This is a genomic window from Bifidobacterium sp. LH_416 (genome assembly GCF_056357055.1).
On record NZ_JBKEVJ010000003.1, the window covers coordinates 94,232 to 109,960 of the forward strand.

A 15,729-nucleotide genomic window follows, 5' to 3' on the forward strand; every position below is an offset into this window, starting at 1 on the left:
AGCCGTTATTCCTCTGGCTCACGAAGTGAGACTGAGGGGAGTTTGAAAGAGGCTCAGGCCACGTAATCGTTCGTGGCGAGTTCCTTGGCCTGCGGTGCCTCGGCCGGGTTCTTGCCATCCTTGTCCTTATACGTGCCGGCCTTATACTGGAAGTCCAGATACGGCTGGGCATCATCGAAGTTCACGGTGCCAGGAAGGCTCGTCGCATCATCGGTGGTCCAATAGCCGTTCTTAGCGATCTCTTCCATGGAAGTGCGAGTCAGCTTGGAATCCAGCTGAGCTTCCTTGGCCTGGGCCACCAGAATGTCAGCAGCCTTATCCGGGTTGGCCAGAGCGTAATCGTAGCCCTTCTTGGTGGCGGAGATGAACTTCTTCAATGCGTCGGCGTTCTTGGAATCCTTCAGCCAGGAATCATTGACAGCAAAACCGAGCTGATCCGGGTTGCCGGGCACACCCCAATCGGAAGCCACGAAGCAGTTCAGAGCCGGTCCGTTCAGCTCGCTTTCCACACCTTCCCAAGTCACGTAGAAGCCACCAAAATCGCCCTTGCCGCTGGTCAGCGTCTCGAAGGTGTTCGTGCCTGCGGTAGCGGTCTTGATTTCACCGGTGCCGCCAGCATACTTAATCATCTGCTGCACCACAGCGGTCTGCTCGGCCGAACCGAAGCTCACGAAGGTCTTGCCGGAAAGATCCTTCGGGGTCTTGATATCGGTACGGGAAGCCAATGCACACCAGCGGGCCACCGGCTTCTGGGTCAAATCAAACACGAACTTCAACTTGGCACCCTGAGAGTTGAAGGCAGCCACATTGCTCAACGTGGTGAAGCCCACGTTGGCCACGCCGTTCTCCACACTGGTTTCCGCACCAGCCTGAGCGGTCGGCAAAATCTTCACATTGACGCCAGCATCCTTGTAATAGCCCAGCTTCTGAGCCACATAGAGGCCGATATGGTTGGTGTTCGGCGTCCAATCGAGCATGAACGACACAGTAGGAGTGCTGGAGTTGCTGGAATCAGCGGAATTAGTGCTGCCACATGCAGCCATAGTCAGGGACAGGGCAATTGCTCCGGCTGCTGCCGCGAACATGGTCAGGCCCTTCTTGATATTCATCATCTTCTCTTTCACCTTGCTTTCTGCGCACTATGCGCTTTCGGCCTGATGCCCATGCGTGGGAAGGTGAGGAGCCCGCGCGAGACATCAAACCATACACTTGTGTCTACTTATGCGTGCTGTACATAATTGCGCATAAATCCAAGTGTTATTCAACTGATGTGGGCACGGCTGCTGCCACCAACCGCGCGAACGCCCTTTAGTATAGCCGCATGCGTGGAAGGCGCGGCAATACAAATGCTCCCGCTGACATAAGCCAGCGGGAGCATTGCAGTCGAGTGTTACGCTTACTCCAGTCCGATGGACTTGAGATGGTGCAGCTTCAGCGAGCTGACCGTGAGCGAGCCGGATTCGGCGGAAAGCTTGATGGCGCGCGGACCTTCGGAAGCATACGAGTAGGAGCTCAGCACCTGATGGCCGCCGTTGACGTACACCTCAACAGAGCCACGGTCCACGAACACGCGCAGATCCAGCGTGCCAGCGGCGAGCTCGGCTTCAGTCAGGGGAGCGGTGCGATAGCCGCGGTCGCCGTACTTCATGGCTTGGCGATCCACCACCACGCGGCCCAGCTGATCGTCGTATGCCACGTACGTGTATGCGCCGTCCTCGGTGGCGTTGATCTTCAATCCAGCGCGCTCGGCGGTGGAATGAGCCAGATCGATGGTCATTTCGATCTCCACGGCTTCGGCATCATCCGCGATGATCTGCTCGCCGTCCAGTTCCAGCGTAATGGAGCCGAGGTCGATGGTGTCCTCGCGCAGGCCGGTCATCTCGGCGGCCGGAGCGGTCACTACATCGCCATCCTCGCCCAGTGTGATCTCGCGCGGCAGAGTCATCTGACCGCACCAGCCGTCCTCCTGCATCGGAACCGGCTCCACGAACGGGCTCATCCAACCGTAGACCAGCTGGCGGCCGTCCACGTTGAAGGACTGCGGGGCGTAGTAGTTGTGGCCGCAGTCCCACAGGCGGAATTCGGTTTCCGGCTTGAATTCGCCGCCCGGCTCCCACGTACCGATCATGTAGCCGGCGTTACTGACGTTGCGGTTCATGAAGCCCTTCGGCTTGGAGCCCATCGCGGAGAAGCCGATAACCCACTTCTCGTTGCCGTCCTTGTCCTTAAGCGGGAAGAAATCGGGGCATTCAAGCATGAACACGTTCGGATCCGGGTGCTCGAACAGCACGCGCTCGTAGGTCCAGCGCACCATGTCCTCGGAGGAGAACAGCCACATCTGGCCGTGCTTGTCCTTGGAGGAAACGCCAAAGGTCATGTACCACGTGCCGGCGGTCTTCCAGACCTTCGGATCGCGGTAGTGGTGATCCACCTGGTCGGTCGGGCAATCGATGATCATGCCCTGCTTGGTGGCGGAGGTGAGCTCGTCGTTGTCCGGAGTGGCGAGCATCTGCACCTGCCAGTCGCCGCCGGTGTTGTCGTGGCCGTTGGCCCAACGGTGACCGGTGTAGTAGAACTTGAGCTCGCCGTTGTCATCGATGACGGCGGAACCGGAGAATACACCGTCCTTCTCCTGCTCCAGCGAGGGAGCGAACATGATAGGCTCGCGCTTCCAGGTGATCATGTCGGTGGAGGAAACATGGCCCCAGTGCATTGGACCCCACTGGGTGCTGTAGGGGTGCAGCTGGTAGAACACATGCCACCGGCCCTTGTAATAGCACAGGCCGTTCGGATCGTTAATCCATCCGCCGTTGGAAGCGATGTGGTACTTCGGGTACCAGCGGTCGTTACGCTTGGCGGCGAGTTCAGCCACGCCAGCCTCGGCCTTGGCCAGTTCAGCCTGATGATCGCGGATGGTGGTAAGTACGGGGTTTGCTGGAGTGAAGTCAGTCATGATACGTCCTTGCGATAGTTGGGATTGATAGGAACGTTGTTGTTGCGATTGTAAGGGATGTGCTGTAGACGGCAGGGGATTTCGAGGATGGTGGCGGCCGGAGGAGAAAAGGGAAGGAAACCTCCCAGCCGCCACAGGTTTTCGGATGGGTCCGGCTTCCATGTTGAGGGAGCCGGATGTGCATCAGGAGGCAGCCTTAGCTGCTTCCATCTGCTTGAGCTGCTTGTCCGTGTAGAACGGGTCGCCGCCGATGTCTTCGTTATCCTTCTTGATGACGAAGAAGCCATAAATCAGGGCCAGCAGCACGATGCCGGAGATCATCCAGAAGGTGATGCGGATGCCCATGTCGTTGTCAGGCATGAGTTCCTTCATGTAGCCGTGCAGGATGCCCAGCGGCGTGGAGAAGACGATCTGGCCCACTTGGGAGGCGATCTGGAAGCCGACCATGTACAGCGTGGCGGACAGCTTGGTGTCGAAGTGCAGGGTGAAGTAGCGGAATGCCGGCAGACAGAACAGCGGCACCTCGATGGAGTGGAACAGCTTGACGATGGAGACGGTGATCGGGTCGTGGAACACGCCGCACAGGCCGATGCGGGCGAACATCACGAAGGCGCCGAGCAGCAGGGAGTTGCGCACACCGATTTTGCGCATGATGATCGGGACTACGCCCATCATGGCGGACTCGAGGAACACCTGGAAGCTGTTCAGGGTGCCGTAGGTGGCTTGGCCGAGTTCCGGAGTGGAGAAGAGGTTGCGGTAATAGACCGGGAAGAACTGCTGATCGAACACCACGTAGAAAGTGTTGGTGAAGAGCATGAAGACCACGAGCACCCATAGGGTCGGCATGCCGAGCACGCCAATCATTTCCTTGAACGTCGGGCCAGACTTCTCAGCATTCGGGTCAGCGGCGGCCTTGAGCTTGTCCTTCTGCTCGGCGGGCACCCAGAAGGCATAGATGAGCAGCATGCCCAGACCACAGGCGGAGCCGACCCAGAAGTTGATCATCGGGTTGATATTGAACAGGAAGCCGGCGAACAGGGCCACGATGGCGTAGCCGAAGGAGCCCCATGCGCGGGACTGGCCGTATTCGAAGTTGAAGTGACGTGAATAGCGTTCGGTGACGGCTTCAAGCAGTGAGCAGGCGGCCATGAAACCAGCCGAGAGCACAATGGAGCCGATGAGTGCGCCAATCCAACGGGTGGTGCCGCCGGCCTCAATCATTGGCGCATAGACGAACTGGACGAACGGGCCCACGAGCGCCGCAATCACGGAGGTGCAGACCACAAGCTTGCGCTTGATACCGAGCTGATCCTGGATGGCTCCATAAGCGAACATGATGACCATGGTCGCTGCGGAGTTGATGGTGTAAATCATGCCGGCTTCGCCATCGGTCAAGCCGATGGACTCAAGCCAGACGCGGAAGAAGGACCACCAGATGCCCCAGGAGCAGAAGAACATGAAAATGCCGAGGGAGCTCTGCAGATAGGAGGGGTTCCTCCAAGCAGACTTGGATGCACTTGCCATAATCATCCTTTGATTACATGTTGTTGGTTGGTTGCTTCGTTGCTTCCGCATTCAGCTGCAATGCCTTGTGCGGAATGTGTTATGACACCAATGATTATGCCGCGTCAATCGATTTACGTCAATCGATTGACGTACTCGGCGTGTCGGGTATAAAAAAAGGCTTCTCTCATCGTGAGAGAAGCCTGAAAAGAAAGTCGAGCAAGGCGCCTACCTACTGCCGTACCGAGTGCTTTTCAATCAGCGTGCAATGAATCTTCGCCGGAATCGGCGCGTTAAGCGGTGGCAGCGGGGCAGTGGTCTCAGGCCATTCAAGGCCGTCAAGAGGACGGTCCTCGATCATTGAGACCAGCTTGATTGTGGCCCAATAGCCCATCTCGAAGTGCGGTAGCGCTACCGTGGTGAGCATAGGCGCCAGCGTCTCAGCCAGCACGCGGTGGTTATCCACACCCACCACCGAAATATCGTGACCTATGGTCAATCCGCGCCGCGCCGCGCACTCGTACACGTACCACGCGCGTGCATCGTTGAAGCAGAAGAATCCGTCAGGGTGGACTTCGTCGAATAGGCGGTCCACGGCCGCAAGGGCTGGATCATTGTTGAGCACGTTGGCCACCAGTCGCTCATCGTATGGGCGTCCGGCATCCTTCAGCGCGGCCTGGTAGCCTTCAAGACGCCCGTTTTGGGCGATCATCGTTTCGGCGCAGCCCACATAGGCAATACGCTCGCAGCCTGCACGGACCAGCCGCATGGTGGCGTCGTAGCCGATGCGGAACTCGTCCGGTTCCACGCTGGGAATCATGCCTTCCTCATCGGTGGCGTCTACCAGTACCAATGGCGTGTCTTTAAGCGCGGCGGGCACCCGAGTGATGCGGTTGGACATCTTGGCATATAGGAAGCCGTCCGAACCATACCGTTTGAGCGCGTCAATCTCTTGATCCTCGTCAGCTTGGGCGTCCGTGCTCACTACGATGAGCATGTACCCGAGCTGCTGAGCCGCATGCTGGGCTCCCAGAATAATGCCGCCAGCGTACGGTGTGGTGGCCACTTCCTCGCTGATGAAACCGAGGATATGCGTGCGGCCGGTGCGCAGCGAACTGGCCAGAGGATTGGATTTATAGCCAAGCTGTTTGGCGATGGCGCGTACCTGATCGGCAACGTTGCTTCGTACGCGGCCCTCATCGCGATTGTTAAGCACCAGCGACACAGTGGATACGGATACGCCTGCCTGCTGTGCAATTTCCTTCATGGTTACCATAACGTCAAACGATACACCTGATAAGCACGGCGCGTCACATCTCGCGCCATGCTACAGATTTCGTACCGCACCAATAAACAGTGGGATGTTATCCGGCGTCGTCAGCGCATAGAGGAATGGCCGATTTACTGTGAAATCCACAGACTGCTGTTGAGCAGGCGCGCCGGCTGCGTCGGTCCCTGCTTTGGTGAAAGCGCTGGCTTTTGCCCCATGCTCATTCACTTCGATTCGGGTGCCCTGGATAATCGAGCCGATGAATAATGCGTCGGTCGATGAATCTGTCATCTTGCCTAGATTGGCGGTTCCGGGAGTAAAGGCGTCGCTTACACCTAGTTCCTTTAATGCTGCAATCGTGTCATCAGATGCGAACGTAGTGTCAATAGTGAACCGTGGCAGGGAAACATTGACCAAGGCTGGTTCGGCGGAGACGCCCCAACCTTCAGGGGCATCAGTCATGCAACCATACTGGTATGAAGCCCCGAGGCAGGTGCTTAACGCCCAACGAAGCTTTGTAGTGTCTTGCACAATATCGTCAAAGCTGCCGGCTGCCGGCAGAAGAATGGTCAACGCACCGCCATTGTCGAACGGTATGGAAACTCGCTGCCAAGTGTTGTTTGTGTCATGCGCCCATACCATGCCATCGAAACTGCGATTCATCATCGGCACATCGTTATCGCCGACCGTGCCGTGGAAGGTTTGCTCGTCGGTGAATTCAGTCTTGAACGGGTCCTGCCAGCGCCCATCCGCATATACGGTATTGATGATGGAGATGACTTCGTTGTCCTCCAATGTGATTTGTGGTTTGAGGGAACCTTGGGTATGCTGATTAACCCATTGGCTCATGCGTTGTGCCGTTGAGTCATTGAATGGCAGCGACTGCACTTCTGCTTCGAAAGCATTCGTAACGTTGGCTTTGAAATCATTGCTGAGCTCGTGCTGATCATCCACCCACAATGAATTCGCAGTGCTCATCTGTGATTGTGAACCGCTGTACCGCCCATTAATGGAAAGGGGCAGCGATTGATAATCGTCGGTACTGAGTGCTTTGGTTCCGAGCAATGTATCGAGCTGTGAGCGGGTTTCGCCGGCTGCTCCCTGGTTGGCAATCGCCAATGCCATCCACATCGAGACAGGGGAGTAGTTCACATTGCCTTGCTGATTTTGTGCTGACTCCATTTGCAGAAACGCTGAGGCGGATTGATATGCAAAGTCAGAAGTGCTCGTGTTCACGGATTGTGTAGCTGATTGTGCCGCTGGCTTGAACAGCTGAAGGGTCAACAGACGTCCATCGCCGGCAGTCCACCATATACCGCCTGCGATGATGCACAGTAGTGCCGCTATCGCTGCGGCGATAATACGTACGATTCGCTTTCGATTGCGCTGCAATGTTCGATAATGATCAAGAGTCGAAGTCATGGCATATCTCCTCTCCATTGCGAACGATATGCTGCACTACTCATTATTAATGAATAAGGCGGGTTTGGCAATGAACCAGCATTGCCAAACCCGCCTTACAGACAGGAATGATATCCGTATGTTCAGTTGACCGAACGACGAGCGGTTTCCACGCCGAAGAAGCCGACGATGAGCATCGAAGCGATGGCGATCACGCTGATGGACACGAAGATGGACGTGGCACCAAGATTCACGAGCATCCAGCCCACTACCATAGGCATCAACACGTTGAGCAGCTTGGCGATGGCGTTGGCCACACCCACGCAACGGAAGCGCACCTTGGTAGCAAACAGTTCAGGAGCGTACACGGCCACCACGGAAGCCATCAGCACGTACAGGCACATCATGAGCAGGAAGCCCACAACAATGGCGCCAACGGTGGAAGTCTGGAAAGCGTACATCATACCGAACACACCAGTGAAGAGGAATGCCGGCACAATCGTGCGCTTACGGCCGATACGGTCGATGAGCAGGGAGCCGATAAGGCAGCCGACCGGAGCGCCGAGCATCATCATGGTGGAGGTGGTCAGCGAAGCGGAAAGGTTGATGCCGCGCTTGACAAGAATGGTCGGCACCCAGGAGGTGAAGGCGTAGGAGCACACGTTGGTGGCGCTCACGGCCACGATGGCCACAAGCAGGCAGATGCCGAGCGAGCGGCCACCGGCGTTACGAGTGGAATCAGTTGCGGACTTAGTAGCTTCAATAGGCTCAGAACCGTTGGCTTCAAGCTGCTTGACGATAGCATCGGCCTCGTCATAACGGTTGTGCACGGCAAGCCAACGCGGAGATTCCGGAATATCGCGGCGCAGCCACCAAATCACAGCAGCCACCAAGCCGATGCCCACGAACAGCGGACGCCAGCTCCAACGAGGAATGATGAACGCGCACAGCAGCATAGCGATTGGCACACCGCAGTTAGCCACGAGCGAGACAATCGCGCACCAATGGCCACGGCGATTCATCGGAGCGAACTCGTTGACCATAGCGAAGCCGGTGACAATTTCAGCGCCAAGACCCAAGCCTGCACCCAAGCGGCACAGGGAAAGAATGGCCATGTTCGGGGCGAACGCACCGAGGAAGGTGAAGCCGCCGAACAGCAGCAAGTTGATTTGGTAAGCCACACGGCGGCCCTTCAGGTCGCCGACGAAACCGGCCAGCAGCGAGCCAACCAGAAGGCCCAGGAAGCCAGCGGACATGAACGTGGAGTTCTGGGCCACGGTGGACCAGTGAGTGGACAGTGCACTGGAAGCCACGGCACTGCCGATATATACGTCGATGCTGTCCATCAGCATGCCAGCCGCCACCAGGGCGACGATGCGATAGAACATCGGAGTCTCATGCGCACGATCCATGCGCGAAACAATTTCTTCTACCTGTGCCTGATTCGCAACAGTGCCACGCTCCTGCATGGTGTTCATGGTTGCGGAATTTCCGGGAATCTGCTGTTCAGCAGCAGTCATAGTGAGCGCCTCTTCTACATCCTGTTGCAAGGCAACCGCTCAACGGTATATTGCCTTGCAACGAACTCATAGCGCGGGTTCGACTTCGTTTGCCCTTCCATTGTGTGGAATGGACAACGATTCCAAGCCTACGTCTTGAATTCACCTACATCGAACCATCATTGTGAGATGGCTCACGTACGTCAGGAAAGAACTATAGGAGCGTTTCCCATTCGTTCCCGTCCAGGGTCACATTGTGAACGGTAACGAATGGGAGTAGTCACTGCTGTTGTTGCTTCGCTGCCAGAATCTCATCCACCAACTTCGGCTTTTCAGTCAACTGACCAGTAAAACCGGGGCGAATATCCATATGCAGTACCAAAGAAGTACGGTATCCCTGTTCAGCGAGCTTCTTAGCGGCCTCGCCGGCTACTTTCAGCACGTCGTCAAGGTTGCCTTCCACATTAGTGAACAGGGCATTGGTTTCCTGTGGCAGACCGGATTCCCGGATTACTTCAATGGCCTGAGACACATAAGGAGAAACCTCGGAGCCGACGCCTGCAGCCGAAACCTGAATTGCCGCCACCGTGTTCAGATACGGCTTGCCGGTTTCCGGGTCAATCGGTACTTCCTGCTTCACGGCATTGCGATCAAGAACCATAATCGTCCTTCCATAAACAAGCTTCATAAAACAAAACAATGGCTCCTCTTGCCGAAAGGCAGAGGAGCCAGAAAAGAATCAGCGATACTTCCAGAAGTGATCCATCGGACCGGAACCATGCCCCAGATCCAACTGAGCCTTGAGCGCGCCGGTCAGATATTTCTTGGCATGCTTAATAGCCTTGGGCAGGGTATCGCCCAGAGCCAAATACGAGGCGATGGCGGAGCTTAAAGTGCAGCCGGTGCCGTGCGTGTTCGGATTGTTGATGCGCACGCCATCGAACCACGTTACGGTGCCATCGTTCTCAGCGAGCACGTCATTGGCATCCTCAGTACCATGACCACCCTTAACCAGAGCCGCGCAGCCATACTGTTCGCTGATGCGACGAGCAGCGGTTTCCATATCCTCCTGATCGTGAATCAGGGTATCGGTCAACGCTTCAGCCTCAGGAATATTCGGCGTTACCACAGTGGCCATGCCAAACAGTCGGCCGGTCAGTGCAGCCACAGCATCATCACTGATGAGCTTGGCGCCTGAAGTGGCCACCATCACCGGGTCAAGCACGATGTTGGTGGCACGATGCGCGGTCAGGCGGTCAGCGATCACGTTGATGATGTCCGCGGAAGAAACCATGCCGATTTTGACGGCGACCGGAGGAATATCCTCGAACACCATGTCAATTTCATCGGCCAGAATCTTCGGCTCGGTATCCTGAATGGAACGCACGCCGGTGGTGTTCTGCGCAGTGAGCGCAGTGATAGCACTCATGCCGAATACACCACATGCCAGCATGGTTTTCAGGTCAGCTTGCATGCCGGCGCCACCGGATGAATCCGAACCGGAAATCGCAAGTACTGCTGGCAATGTGGTGCTCATGAATGTCTCCTTTGGTCTCCTGCTAATACTGATGAGCGTAGCGAGGCGGCTGTACGTTTACTGCGCCTTCTGGTACAGCTTCGAGCCACCCTCTTGGAACTTGCGGCTCATCTCGGCCATACCAGCGGCAATATCGTCAGCATTCGTGCCAGTAGTGCCGGAGGTGCCAAGTGTGCTGGTGCCAGTGGCCAGAGCGCCACGAGCTTCCTGTGCGGAAGGAATCTTGCCAGCCAGCGTGTCCTGCACCAGCTTCTCCTGCGCAGCGGCACCGCCGAACTGCTTGCGAATGTTCTGGGAGATAGCCATCGAGCAGAACTTCGGGCCGCACATCGAGCAGAAGTGTGCCATCTTGGCCGGCTCAGCGGGCAGAGTCTCATCATGGAAGGCAATGGCAGTATCCGGATCGTAAGAGAGGTTGAACTGGTCCAGCCAACGGAACTCGAAACGAGCCTTGGAAATCGCCAGATCGCGATCCTGCGCATGCGGGTGATGCTTGGCAATATCTGCGGCATGGCAGGCGATCTTGTAGGCGATTACGCCCTGCTTCACATCGTCCTTGTTCGGCAGACCCAGGTGTTCCTTCGGCGTCACATAGCACAGCATGGCGGTGCCGTAACGGGCGATTTCCACGCCGCCGATGGCCGAAGTGATGTGATCGTAGCCGGGCGCGGTATCCGTGGTCAGTGGTCCAAGAGTGTAGAACGGAGCGTTCTTGCAGATGGCCTTTTCCATTTCGATGTTCATGCGAACGGTGTCGAACGGAATATGGCCTGGGCCTTCGATCATGACCTGAACATCCTTGGCCCAGGCGCGTTCAGTCAGCTCGCCCAGTGTCATCAGCTCAGCGATCTGCGCGGCATCGTTGGCGTCCGCCAGTGAGCCCGGGCGCAAACCGTCACCGAGAGAGAAGGCCACATCATACTTGGCGAAGATATCGCACAGTTCATCGAAGTGCGTGTACAGGAAGCTTTCCTGATGATGCTGCAAGCACCATTCAGCCATGATGGAACCGCCGCGGGAGACGATGCCGGTCACACGGTTTGCAGTCAGCGGCACGAAGCGCAGCAGCACACCGGCGTGAATGGTCATGTAATCCACGCCCTGTTCGCACTGTTCGATCACGGTATCGCGGAACAGCTCCCAGCTGAGCTTGGACGCATCATCCTCAACCTTTTCGAGTGCCTGATACATCGGCACAGTACCGATCGGCACAGGGGAGTTGCGCAAAATCCACTCGCGAGTGGTGTGAATGTCGTTACCGGTGGAAAGATCCATCACGGTATCGGCACCCCACTTGGTAGCCCAAGTGAGCTTTTCCACTTCCTCATCGATGGAAGAGGTCACTGCGGAGTTGCCCATGTTCGCGTTGAGCTTGGTCAGGAATGCGGAACCGATAATCATCGGCTCGGCTTCCGGATGGTTGATGTTGCACGGCATCACCGCACGGCCTGCAGCCAGTTCGGAGCGCACCAGCTCGACGTCGCAGTTCTCGCGCTCGGCCACGTACTTCATTTCCGGGGTGATAATGCCGTGGCGGGCATACCACATCTGAGTCACCGGGTGGTCCTTGGCGCGCATCGGCTGATGCTTGCGGCCACGCCATTCCTTGGTGGCACGACCACGCTTGATGGCGCGCTTGCCGTCATCGCCGAGATTGCGGCGGCGGCCCTCATATTCCTCAATATCGCCACGGTCGCGAATCCAGTCCAGACGAAGCGGCTTCAAGCCTTCCTTCGGATCGCACTTGGGGCCTTCGGTGTTGTAGTCGATGAATGGCGGGTTCGGGCCCACGCCAGGAGTGTCGGAGAGCTTGATTTCGGTGTAAGGCACCTCAAGATCGTAAGAACCGAACTGATTCTCGAAATGCACCGGCTTGGTCTTACGAATGTGCGCCTTATCGCGCTGCTTGGAACCGCGTGCCGCGATATCCACGCGCTGCTGCTTGGCGAGCTTCTGTGCGTCCTTGGCCTGCTTGGCGTTGGTGAACTTCTTCTCAGTGGCTTCGCTGCCGGCTTCTGCAGTGCCTTCCTGTGCGGCTTGCGTATCGGCAGCTGGAGTGTGAGTCACAATGCGGGGTGCGTACCCGTGCTTGGCATCGCCGCGCACAGCCTTCCAAGCCGCAACCATATCCTTGGTGGTTTGCTCCGGATCGTCAGCTCCGGCGATGGCGGAAACCACGAACCAGCCTGCGGCCTTGGTCTCGGCGAGCATGGCCATATCCTTAATGGTCACACCGCCGCCCACAACCACAGGGAACTCGCATGCGGCGCAAATCGTATTGATCTGCTTGGCATCCAAAGTCTTGCCAGAACCATCATTGCCACCCACGGAGGCTTCCGGCTTCGTCGTGGAAACGTGCAGCGGGCCTGCGCCAATGTAATCGATGCAGCCATCAGGTAGCTCGTTGATGAGCTTGACCAGACTTTCGGTTTCAGCGGAAAGACCAACAATGGCGTCATCGCCGAGCAGCGCACGGGCTTCGCGCGGCTCCATGTCCGTCTGACCGATATGCACGCCATCGACCTTGATTCCCTTGCGGCGAGCCTGCCAGACCACATCCGCACGATCATCGATAACAAAAGCCACGGAATCGGACTTGTTGTTGTCTTCGATGATTTGTGCGATGTCCTGAGCCATGGCGGTCAGTTCGGAGGCATCAGCGTTCTTAGCGCGCAGCTGGAGGAAGGTGGCGCCGCCGCGCAAGGCCTGATCGACAATGTCAGTCAGCGGTCGGCCTTTGCAATCGTCCGGTCCCACCACAAAGTATGCGGAAAGATCGAATGAATCGCGCATGGATGCATACGGATATTCGTTGCTCATTATTATTCCTTTGTTTGATATTGAGGAAGTCTGTAATATCGCCCGTCCTTAATTGCTGGACGAGCTGTCAGCGAAGCTGACTGAGGGGAGTTACCGCACCAGAATTTCCGATTCAGCCACCTGCTCGGCACTCACATTCCACAGGGCATCAAGGAAATGCACTTGGAAGGAACCCGGGCCTTCAGCCTTGGCTTCGGCGATTTCAGCTGCACGGTCATACAACAGGGAAGCGGCCAACGCTGCTACCAGCGGTTCGGCAACGGCAAGATACGTGGCAGTCACTCCGCCCAGAGAACAGCCGGCACCGGTAATCTTGGCCATCATTGCGCTGCCACCGGGCAGACGGTACACGTGCTCGCCATCGGTCACCAAATCAACTGCACCTGATACGGCTACAGCAGCCTTATGCGCTGGCGTAGATGAGGCAAGGAATTGTGCCAGTAGTTTCGCGGGTTCCACGGCGGCGTCAACTTCATCCACCGATTCCACGCCGGCTGGGCGGCTGGCTTTGTCTGCATCGAACAGGCCCCACATGGTTGCCAGCGCGATGACTTCGGAAGCGTTGGCGCGAATTACCGTTGGGGGAGCGGCTTTGAACGATTGCAAAATCGAAGTTCGGGTTTTGCCAATGCCGGCAGCCACCGGATCCAGCACCCACGGCTTACCGAGATAATTGAGGCGCTGTGCGATGGACGGTAACGCATCCTTATAGAACGGCAGTAATGTGCCGACATTGATATAGTTCGCGCCGGCAATTTTTGCCGTTTCGATTACATCATCCGGCAAGAAACTCATAGCTGCCGTGCCACCTGCCGCGAGCTGGGCATTGGCGACTAAATTAATGGTGACGAAATTCGTGAACGATTGCGCCAGCGGCGTCTTATCTTTCACGTCCCGTACTGCTTGCGCAATAGACGCGCGCAGCGGCGCTATATCATCTGGCTGGTTTGTGTGTGTACCACAATGTACGTGCGAATCATCGCTCATATCACTGCTCCCTACGATGGTCTTAACCAACAGGTTCTAAGGGTTAGGCTTGCGCCATTCTCAACCCGCCGTTGTCGCGGGTCCCCCTGCATTACATGACTGACGCTATGCGCTATTGCGGACAATTTCTTTACAAAATCGAACAGAATCATTGATTTCTGCCCATTACCTCTGGCGCGTCGTGCTTTCTGATGGTATGAGGTCGCTGTTCGTTTCTGCTACATGGATCATGCATGGATATCGTTGTGGCGTGTAGGATGAAGTCGTTTGCGTGAGCCCATGTTTCGGGGAGGAACTATGACCAATCAATCTGCCGTTGATATCGAACAAGTCAAGGAATATTCGCGCGCGTTCAATGCTGATCGAGCCAATCTCGTAGCCGCCAATGCTGCTGTCTCTACTGGCGTGCTTGCCGCAGCCACCGACTACCAAGGATTGCGTAATCTTCCTCGCGATTTCTCTATCGAATTGAAGCAGGGCTCAATCACCAACCAGGAGCGTTCCGGCCGATGCTGGATGTTCGCATCCCTGAACACCTTGCGCTACGAACTGATGCACCATTGGAATCTCGAGGATTTCGAGTTCTCTGAAACATATTTATTCTTCTGGGATGCCATCGAAAAGTCCAACACCTACCTTGAGTACGTATTGGAAACCTTGGATGAGCCCACGGATTCCCGTATTTTCGAAATCATCAACGAAGGCCCGTCCGATGATGGCGGCTGGTGGCAGATGTTCGCCGCATTGGTAAACAAGTATGGTCTCGTACCGAAGTCCGCATATCCGGAATCCGCGAACTCCCGTGATTCGGATGCGTTCAAGCAGTACCTCAATACCAAGTTGCGTGAGTTCGCTGCGGATTTGCGTCGCCGCCATACAGCCGGTGAATCATTGGAATCTTTGCGTGAAGCAAAGTGCGAGGATATGGCTACCGTCTACCGTATGTGCGCGATTGCTTTGGGCGAGCCACCGGCTACGTTCGATTTTCTTGCTCGCGTCAAGGATGATGATGACGACGATAAGGAGAAGACCAACGATTCCAAGCCGGAATCCGGTAAAGATGAGCGTAAGCAGATTCGCGAAACTGGTATCACTCCGCTGGAGTTCTATAAGAAGTATGTGCCGGTTGACGTCAACGATTTCGTGACCATCTGCAATGCTCCGATGGCTCGTACCCCGTTCGGCAAGCGTTACCGTATTCGCTATAGCGCGAACGTGATTGAATCCGGTGACATGGAATTCGTCAATGTGCCGCTGGACGTATTCAAAAAGGCGGCGGTTGATCAAGTTGCTGCAGGTCATCCGATTTGGTTCGCCTGCGACTGCATGCAGTTCGCATTGCGCGGCGAGGGCGTATTCGACCGTGACACTGTGCGTATTGATCAGCTGTTCGGCACTGAATTCACGTTTGACAAGGCCAATGGACTTGAATATGGCGACCGACCGAGCAACCATGCCATGACCCTCACCGGTGTCAATCTTGATAGCAACGGTAAGCCGAATCGCTGGAAGATTGAAAACAGCTGGGGCAAAGACAACGGCAAGGACGGTTACTATGTGGCCTCCGATGCGTGGTTCGACCAGTACGTCACCGAAATGATTATTCGCAAGGATGTGCTCGATGAGGCGACGCTGGCCATCGCCCAGTCCGAGCCGGTCGAGCTCGAACCGTGGGAACCACTCACTCGCCCCTGCCGCTGATGTAGGGGAGTGCCGCTATTCTGAAGCGGTTGTAAGTAAGTCCCCAAACCGTTCAAAC

At 56.4% G+C, this 15,729-nt stretch carries 11 protein-coding genes and 1 riboswitch; of the genes, 1 reads left to right on the top strand and 10 read right to left on the bottom strand.

The window, feature by feature from the left end:
- Positions 1-53: 53 nt before the first annotated feature.
- The 10 genes from AC1AY0_RS07535 to thiM form a co-directional block, all read right to left on the bottom strand.
- Positions 54-1,109, bottom strand: coding sequence for an ABC transporter substrate-binding protein (locus AC1AY0_RS07535; protein ID WP_476523818.1), 1,056 nt, complete (start codon positions 1,107-1,109; stop codon positions 54-56).
- A gap of 287 nt (positions 1,110-1,396) precedes the next feature.
- The gene (locus AC1AY0_RS07540) at positions 1,397-2,953 is read right to left on the bottom strand and encodes a glycoside hydrolase family 32 protein (protein WP_476523617.1); all 1,557 of its coding nucleotides are present in this window, start codon (positions 2,951-2,953) and stop codon (positions 1,397-1,399) included.
- 183 nt (positions 2,954-3,136) lie between these two features.
- Positions 3,137-4,477, bottom strand: coding sequence for an oligosaccharide MFS transporter (locus AC1AY0_RS07545; protein WP_476526139.1), 1,341 nt, complete (start codon positions 4,475-4,477; stop codon positions 3,137-3,139).
- Positions 4,478-4,688: 211 nt separating this feature from the next.
- Complete coding sequence (locus AC1AY0_RS07550; RefSeq protein WP_476523614.1) at positions 4,689-5,732, bottom strand: LacI family DNA-binding transcriptional regulator; 1,044 nt, start codon at positions 5,730-5,732, stop codon at positions 4,689-4,691.
- A 51-nt stretch (positions 5,733-5,783) separates the two neighbouring features.
- Complete coding sequence (locus AC1AY0_RS07555; RefSeq protein WP_476523612.1) at positions 5,784-7,148, bottom strand: serpin family protein; 1,365 nt, start codon at positions 7,146-7,148, stop codon at positions 5,784-5,786.
- A gap of 122 nt (positions 7,149-7,270) precedes the next feature.
- Positions 7,271-8,647 (bottom strand): MFS transporter, encoded by a 1,377-nt coding sequence (locus tag AC1AY0_RS07560; RefSeq protein WP_476523611.1) that lies wholly within the window; start codon positions 8,645-8,647, stop codon positions 7,271-7,273.
- A gap of 259 nt (positions 8,648-8,906) precedes the next feature.
- On the bottom strand, positions 8,907-9,287 hold the full coding sequence (locus AC1AY0_RS07565) for a thiamine-binding protein (RefSeq protein WP_476523609.1): 381 nt from the start codon (positions 9,285-9,287) through the stop codon (positions 8,907-8,909).
- 78 nt (positions 9,288-9,365) lie between these two features.
- Positions 9,366-10,163 carry a bifunctional hydroxymethylpyrimidine kinase/phosphomethylpyrimidine kinase gene (gene thiD / locus AC1AY0_RS07570; protein ID WP_476523607.1) on the bottom strand — a complete coding sequence of 266 codons (798 nt, stop codon included), beginning with the start codon at positions 10,161-10,163 and terminating at the stop codon, positions 9,366-9,368.
- 57 nt (positions 10,164-10,220) lie between these two features.
- On the bottom strand, positions 10,221-12,983 hold the full coding sequence (gene thiC / locus AC1AY0_RS07575) for a phosphomethylpyrimidine synthase ThiC (RefSeq protein ID WP_476523606.1): 2,763 nt from the start codon (positions 12,981-12,983) through the stop codon (positions 10,221-10,223).
- A gap of 90 nt (positions 12,984-13,073) precedes the next feature.
- On the bottom strand, positions 13,074-13,970 hold the full coding sequence (gene thiM / locus AC1AY0_RS07580; RefSeq protein WP_476523604.1) for a hydroxyethylthiazole kinase: 897 nt from the start codon (positions 13,968-13,970) through the stop codon (positions 13,074-13,076).
- Positions 13,962-14,068: riboswitch (TPP riboswitch) on the bottom strand. It overlaps the preceding gene by 9 nt.
- Positions 14,069-14,267: 199 nt before the next feature.
- On the opposite strand from thiM, the gene AC1AY0_RS07585 reads away from it, so the two are divergent.
- Positions 14,268-15,671, top strand: coding sequence for a C1 family peptidase (locus AC1AY0_RS07585; RefSeq protein WP_476523603.1), 1,404 nt, complete (start codon positions 14,268-14,270; stop codon positions 15,669-15,671).
- The last annotated feature ends 58 nt before the right edge of the window (positions 15,672-15,729 follow it).

What these genes read in the sequence shown, in the direction of transcription:
- thiD (WP_476523607.1), bottom strand. Translation starts at nt 10,163, where the DNA reads ATGAGCACCACATTGCCAGCAGTACTTGCGATTTCCGGTTCGGATTCA.
- AC1AY0_RS07585 (WP_476523603.1), top strand. Translation starts at nt 14,268, where the DNA reads ATGACCAATCAATCTGCCGTTGATATCGAACAAGTCAAGGAATATTCG.
- AC1AY0_RS07565 (WP_476523609.1), bottom strand. Translation starts at nt 9,287, where the DNA reads ATGGTTCTTGATCGCAATGCCGTGAAGCAGGAAGTACCGATTGACCCG.
- AC1AY0_RS07545 (WP_476526139.1), bottom strand. Translation starts at nt 4,477, where the DNA reads ATGGCAAGTGCATCCAAGTCTGCTTGGAGGAACCCCTCCTATCTGCAG.
- AC1AY0_RS07550 (WP_476523614.1), bottom strand. Translation starts at nt 5,732, where the DNA reads ATGGTAACCATGAAGGAAATTGCACAGCAGGCAGGCGTATCCGTATCC.
- AC1AY0_RS07540 (WP_476523617.1), bottom strand. Translation starts at nt 2,953, where the DNA reads ATGACTGACTTCACTCCAGCAAACCCCGTACTTACCACCATCCGCGAT.
- thiM (WP_476523604.1), bottom strand. Translation starts at nt 13,970, where the DNA reads ATGAGCGATGATTCGCACGTACATTGTGGTACACACACAAACCAGCCA.
- AC1AY0_RS07555 (WP_476523612.1), bottom strand. Translation starts at nt 7,148, where the DNA reads ATGACTTCGACTCTTGATCATTATCGAACATTGCAGCGCAATCGAAAG.
- AC1AY0_RS07560 (WP_476523611.1), bottom strand. Translation starts at nt 8,647, where the DNA reads ATGACTGCTGCTGAACAGCAGATTCCCGGAAATTCCGCAACCATGAAC.
- AC1AY0_RS07535 (WP_476523818.1), bottom strand. Translation starts at nt 1,109, where the DNA reads ATGAATATCAAGAAGGGCCTGACCATGTTCGCGGCAGCAGCCGGAGCA.
- thiC (WP_476523606.1), bottom strand. Translation starts at nt 12,983, where the DNA reads ATGAGCAACGAATATCCGTATGCATCCATGCGCGATTCATTCGATCTT.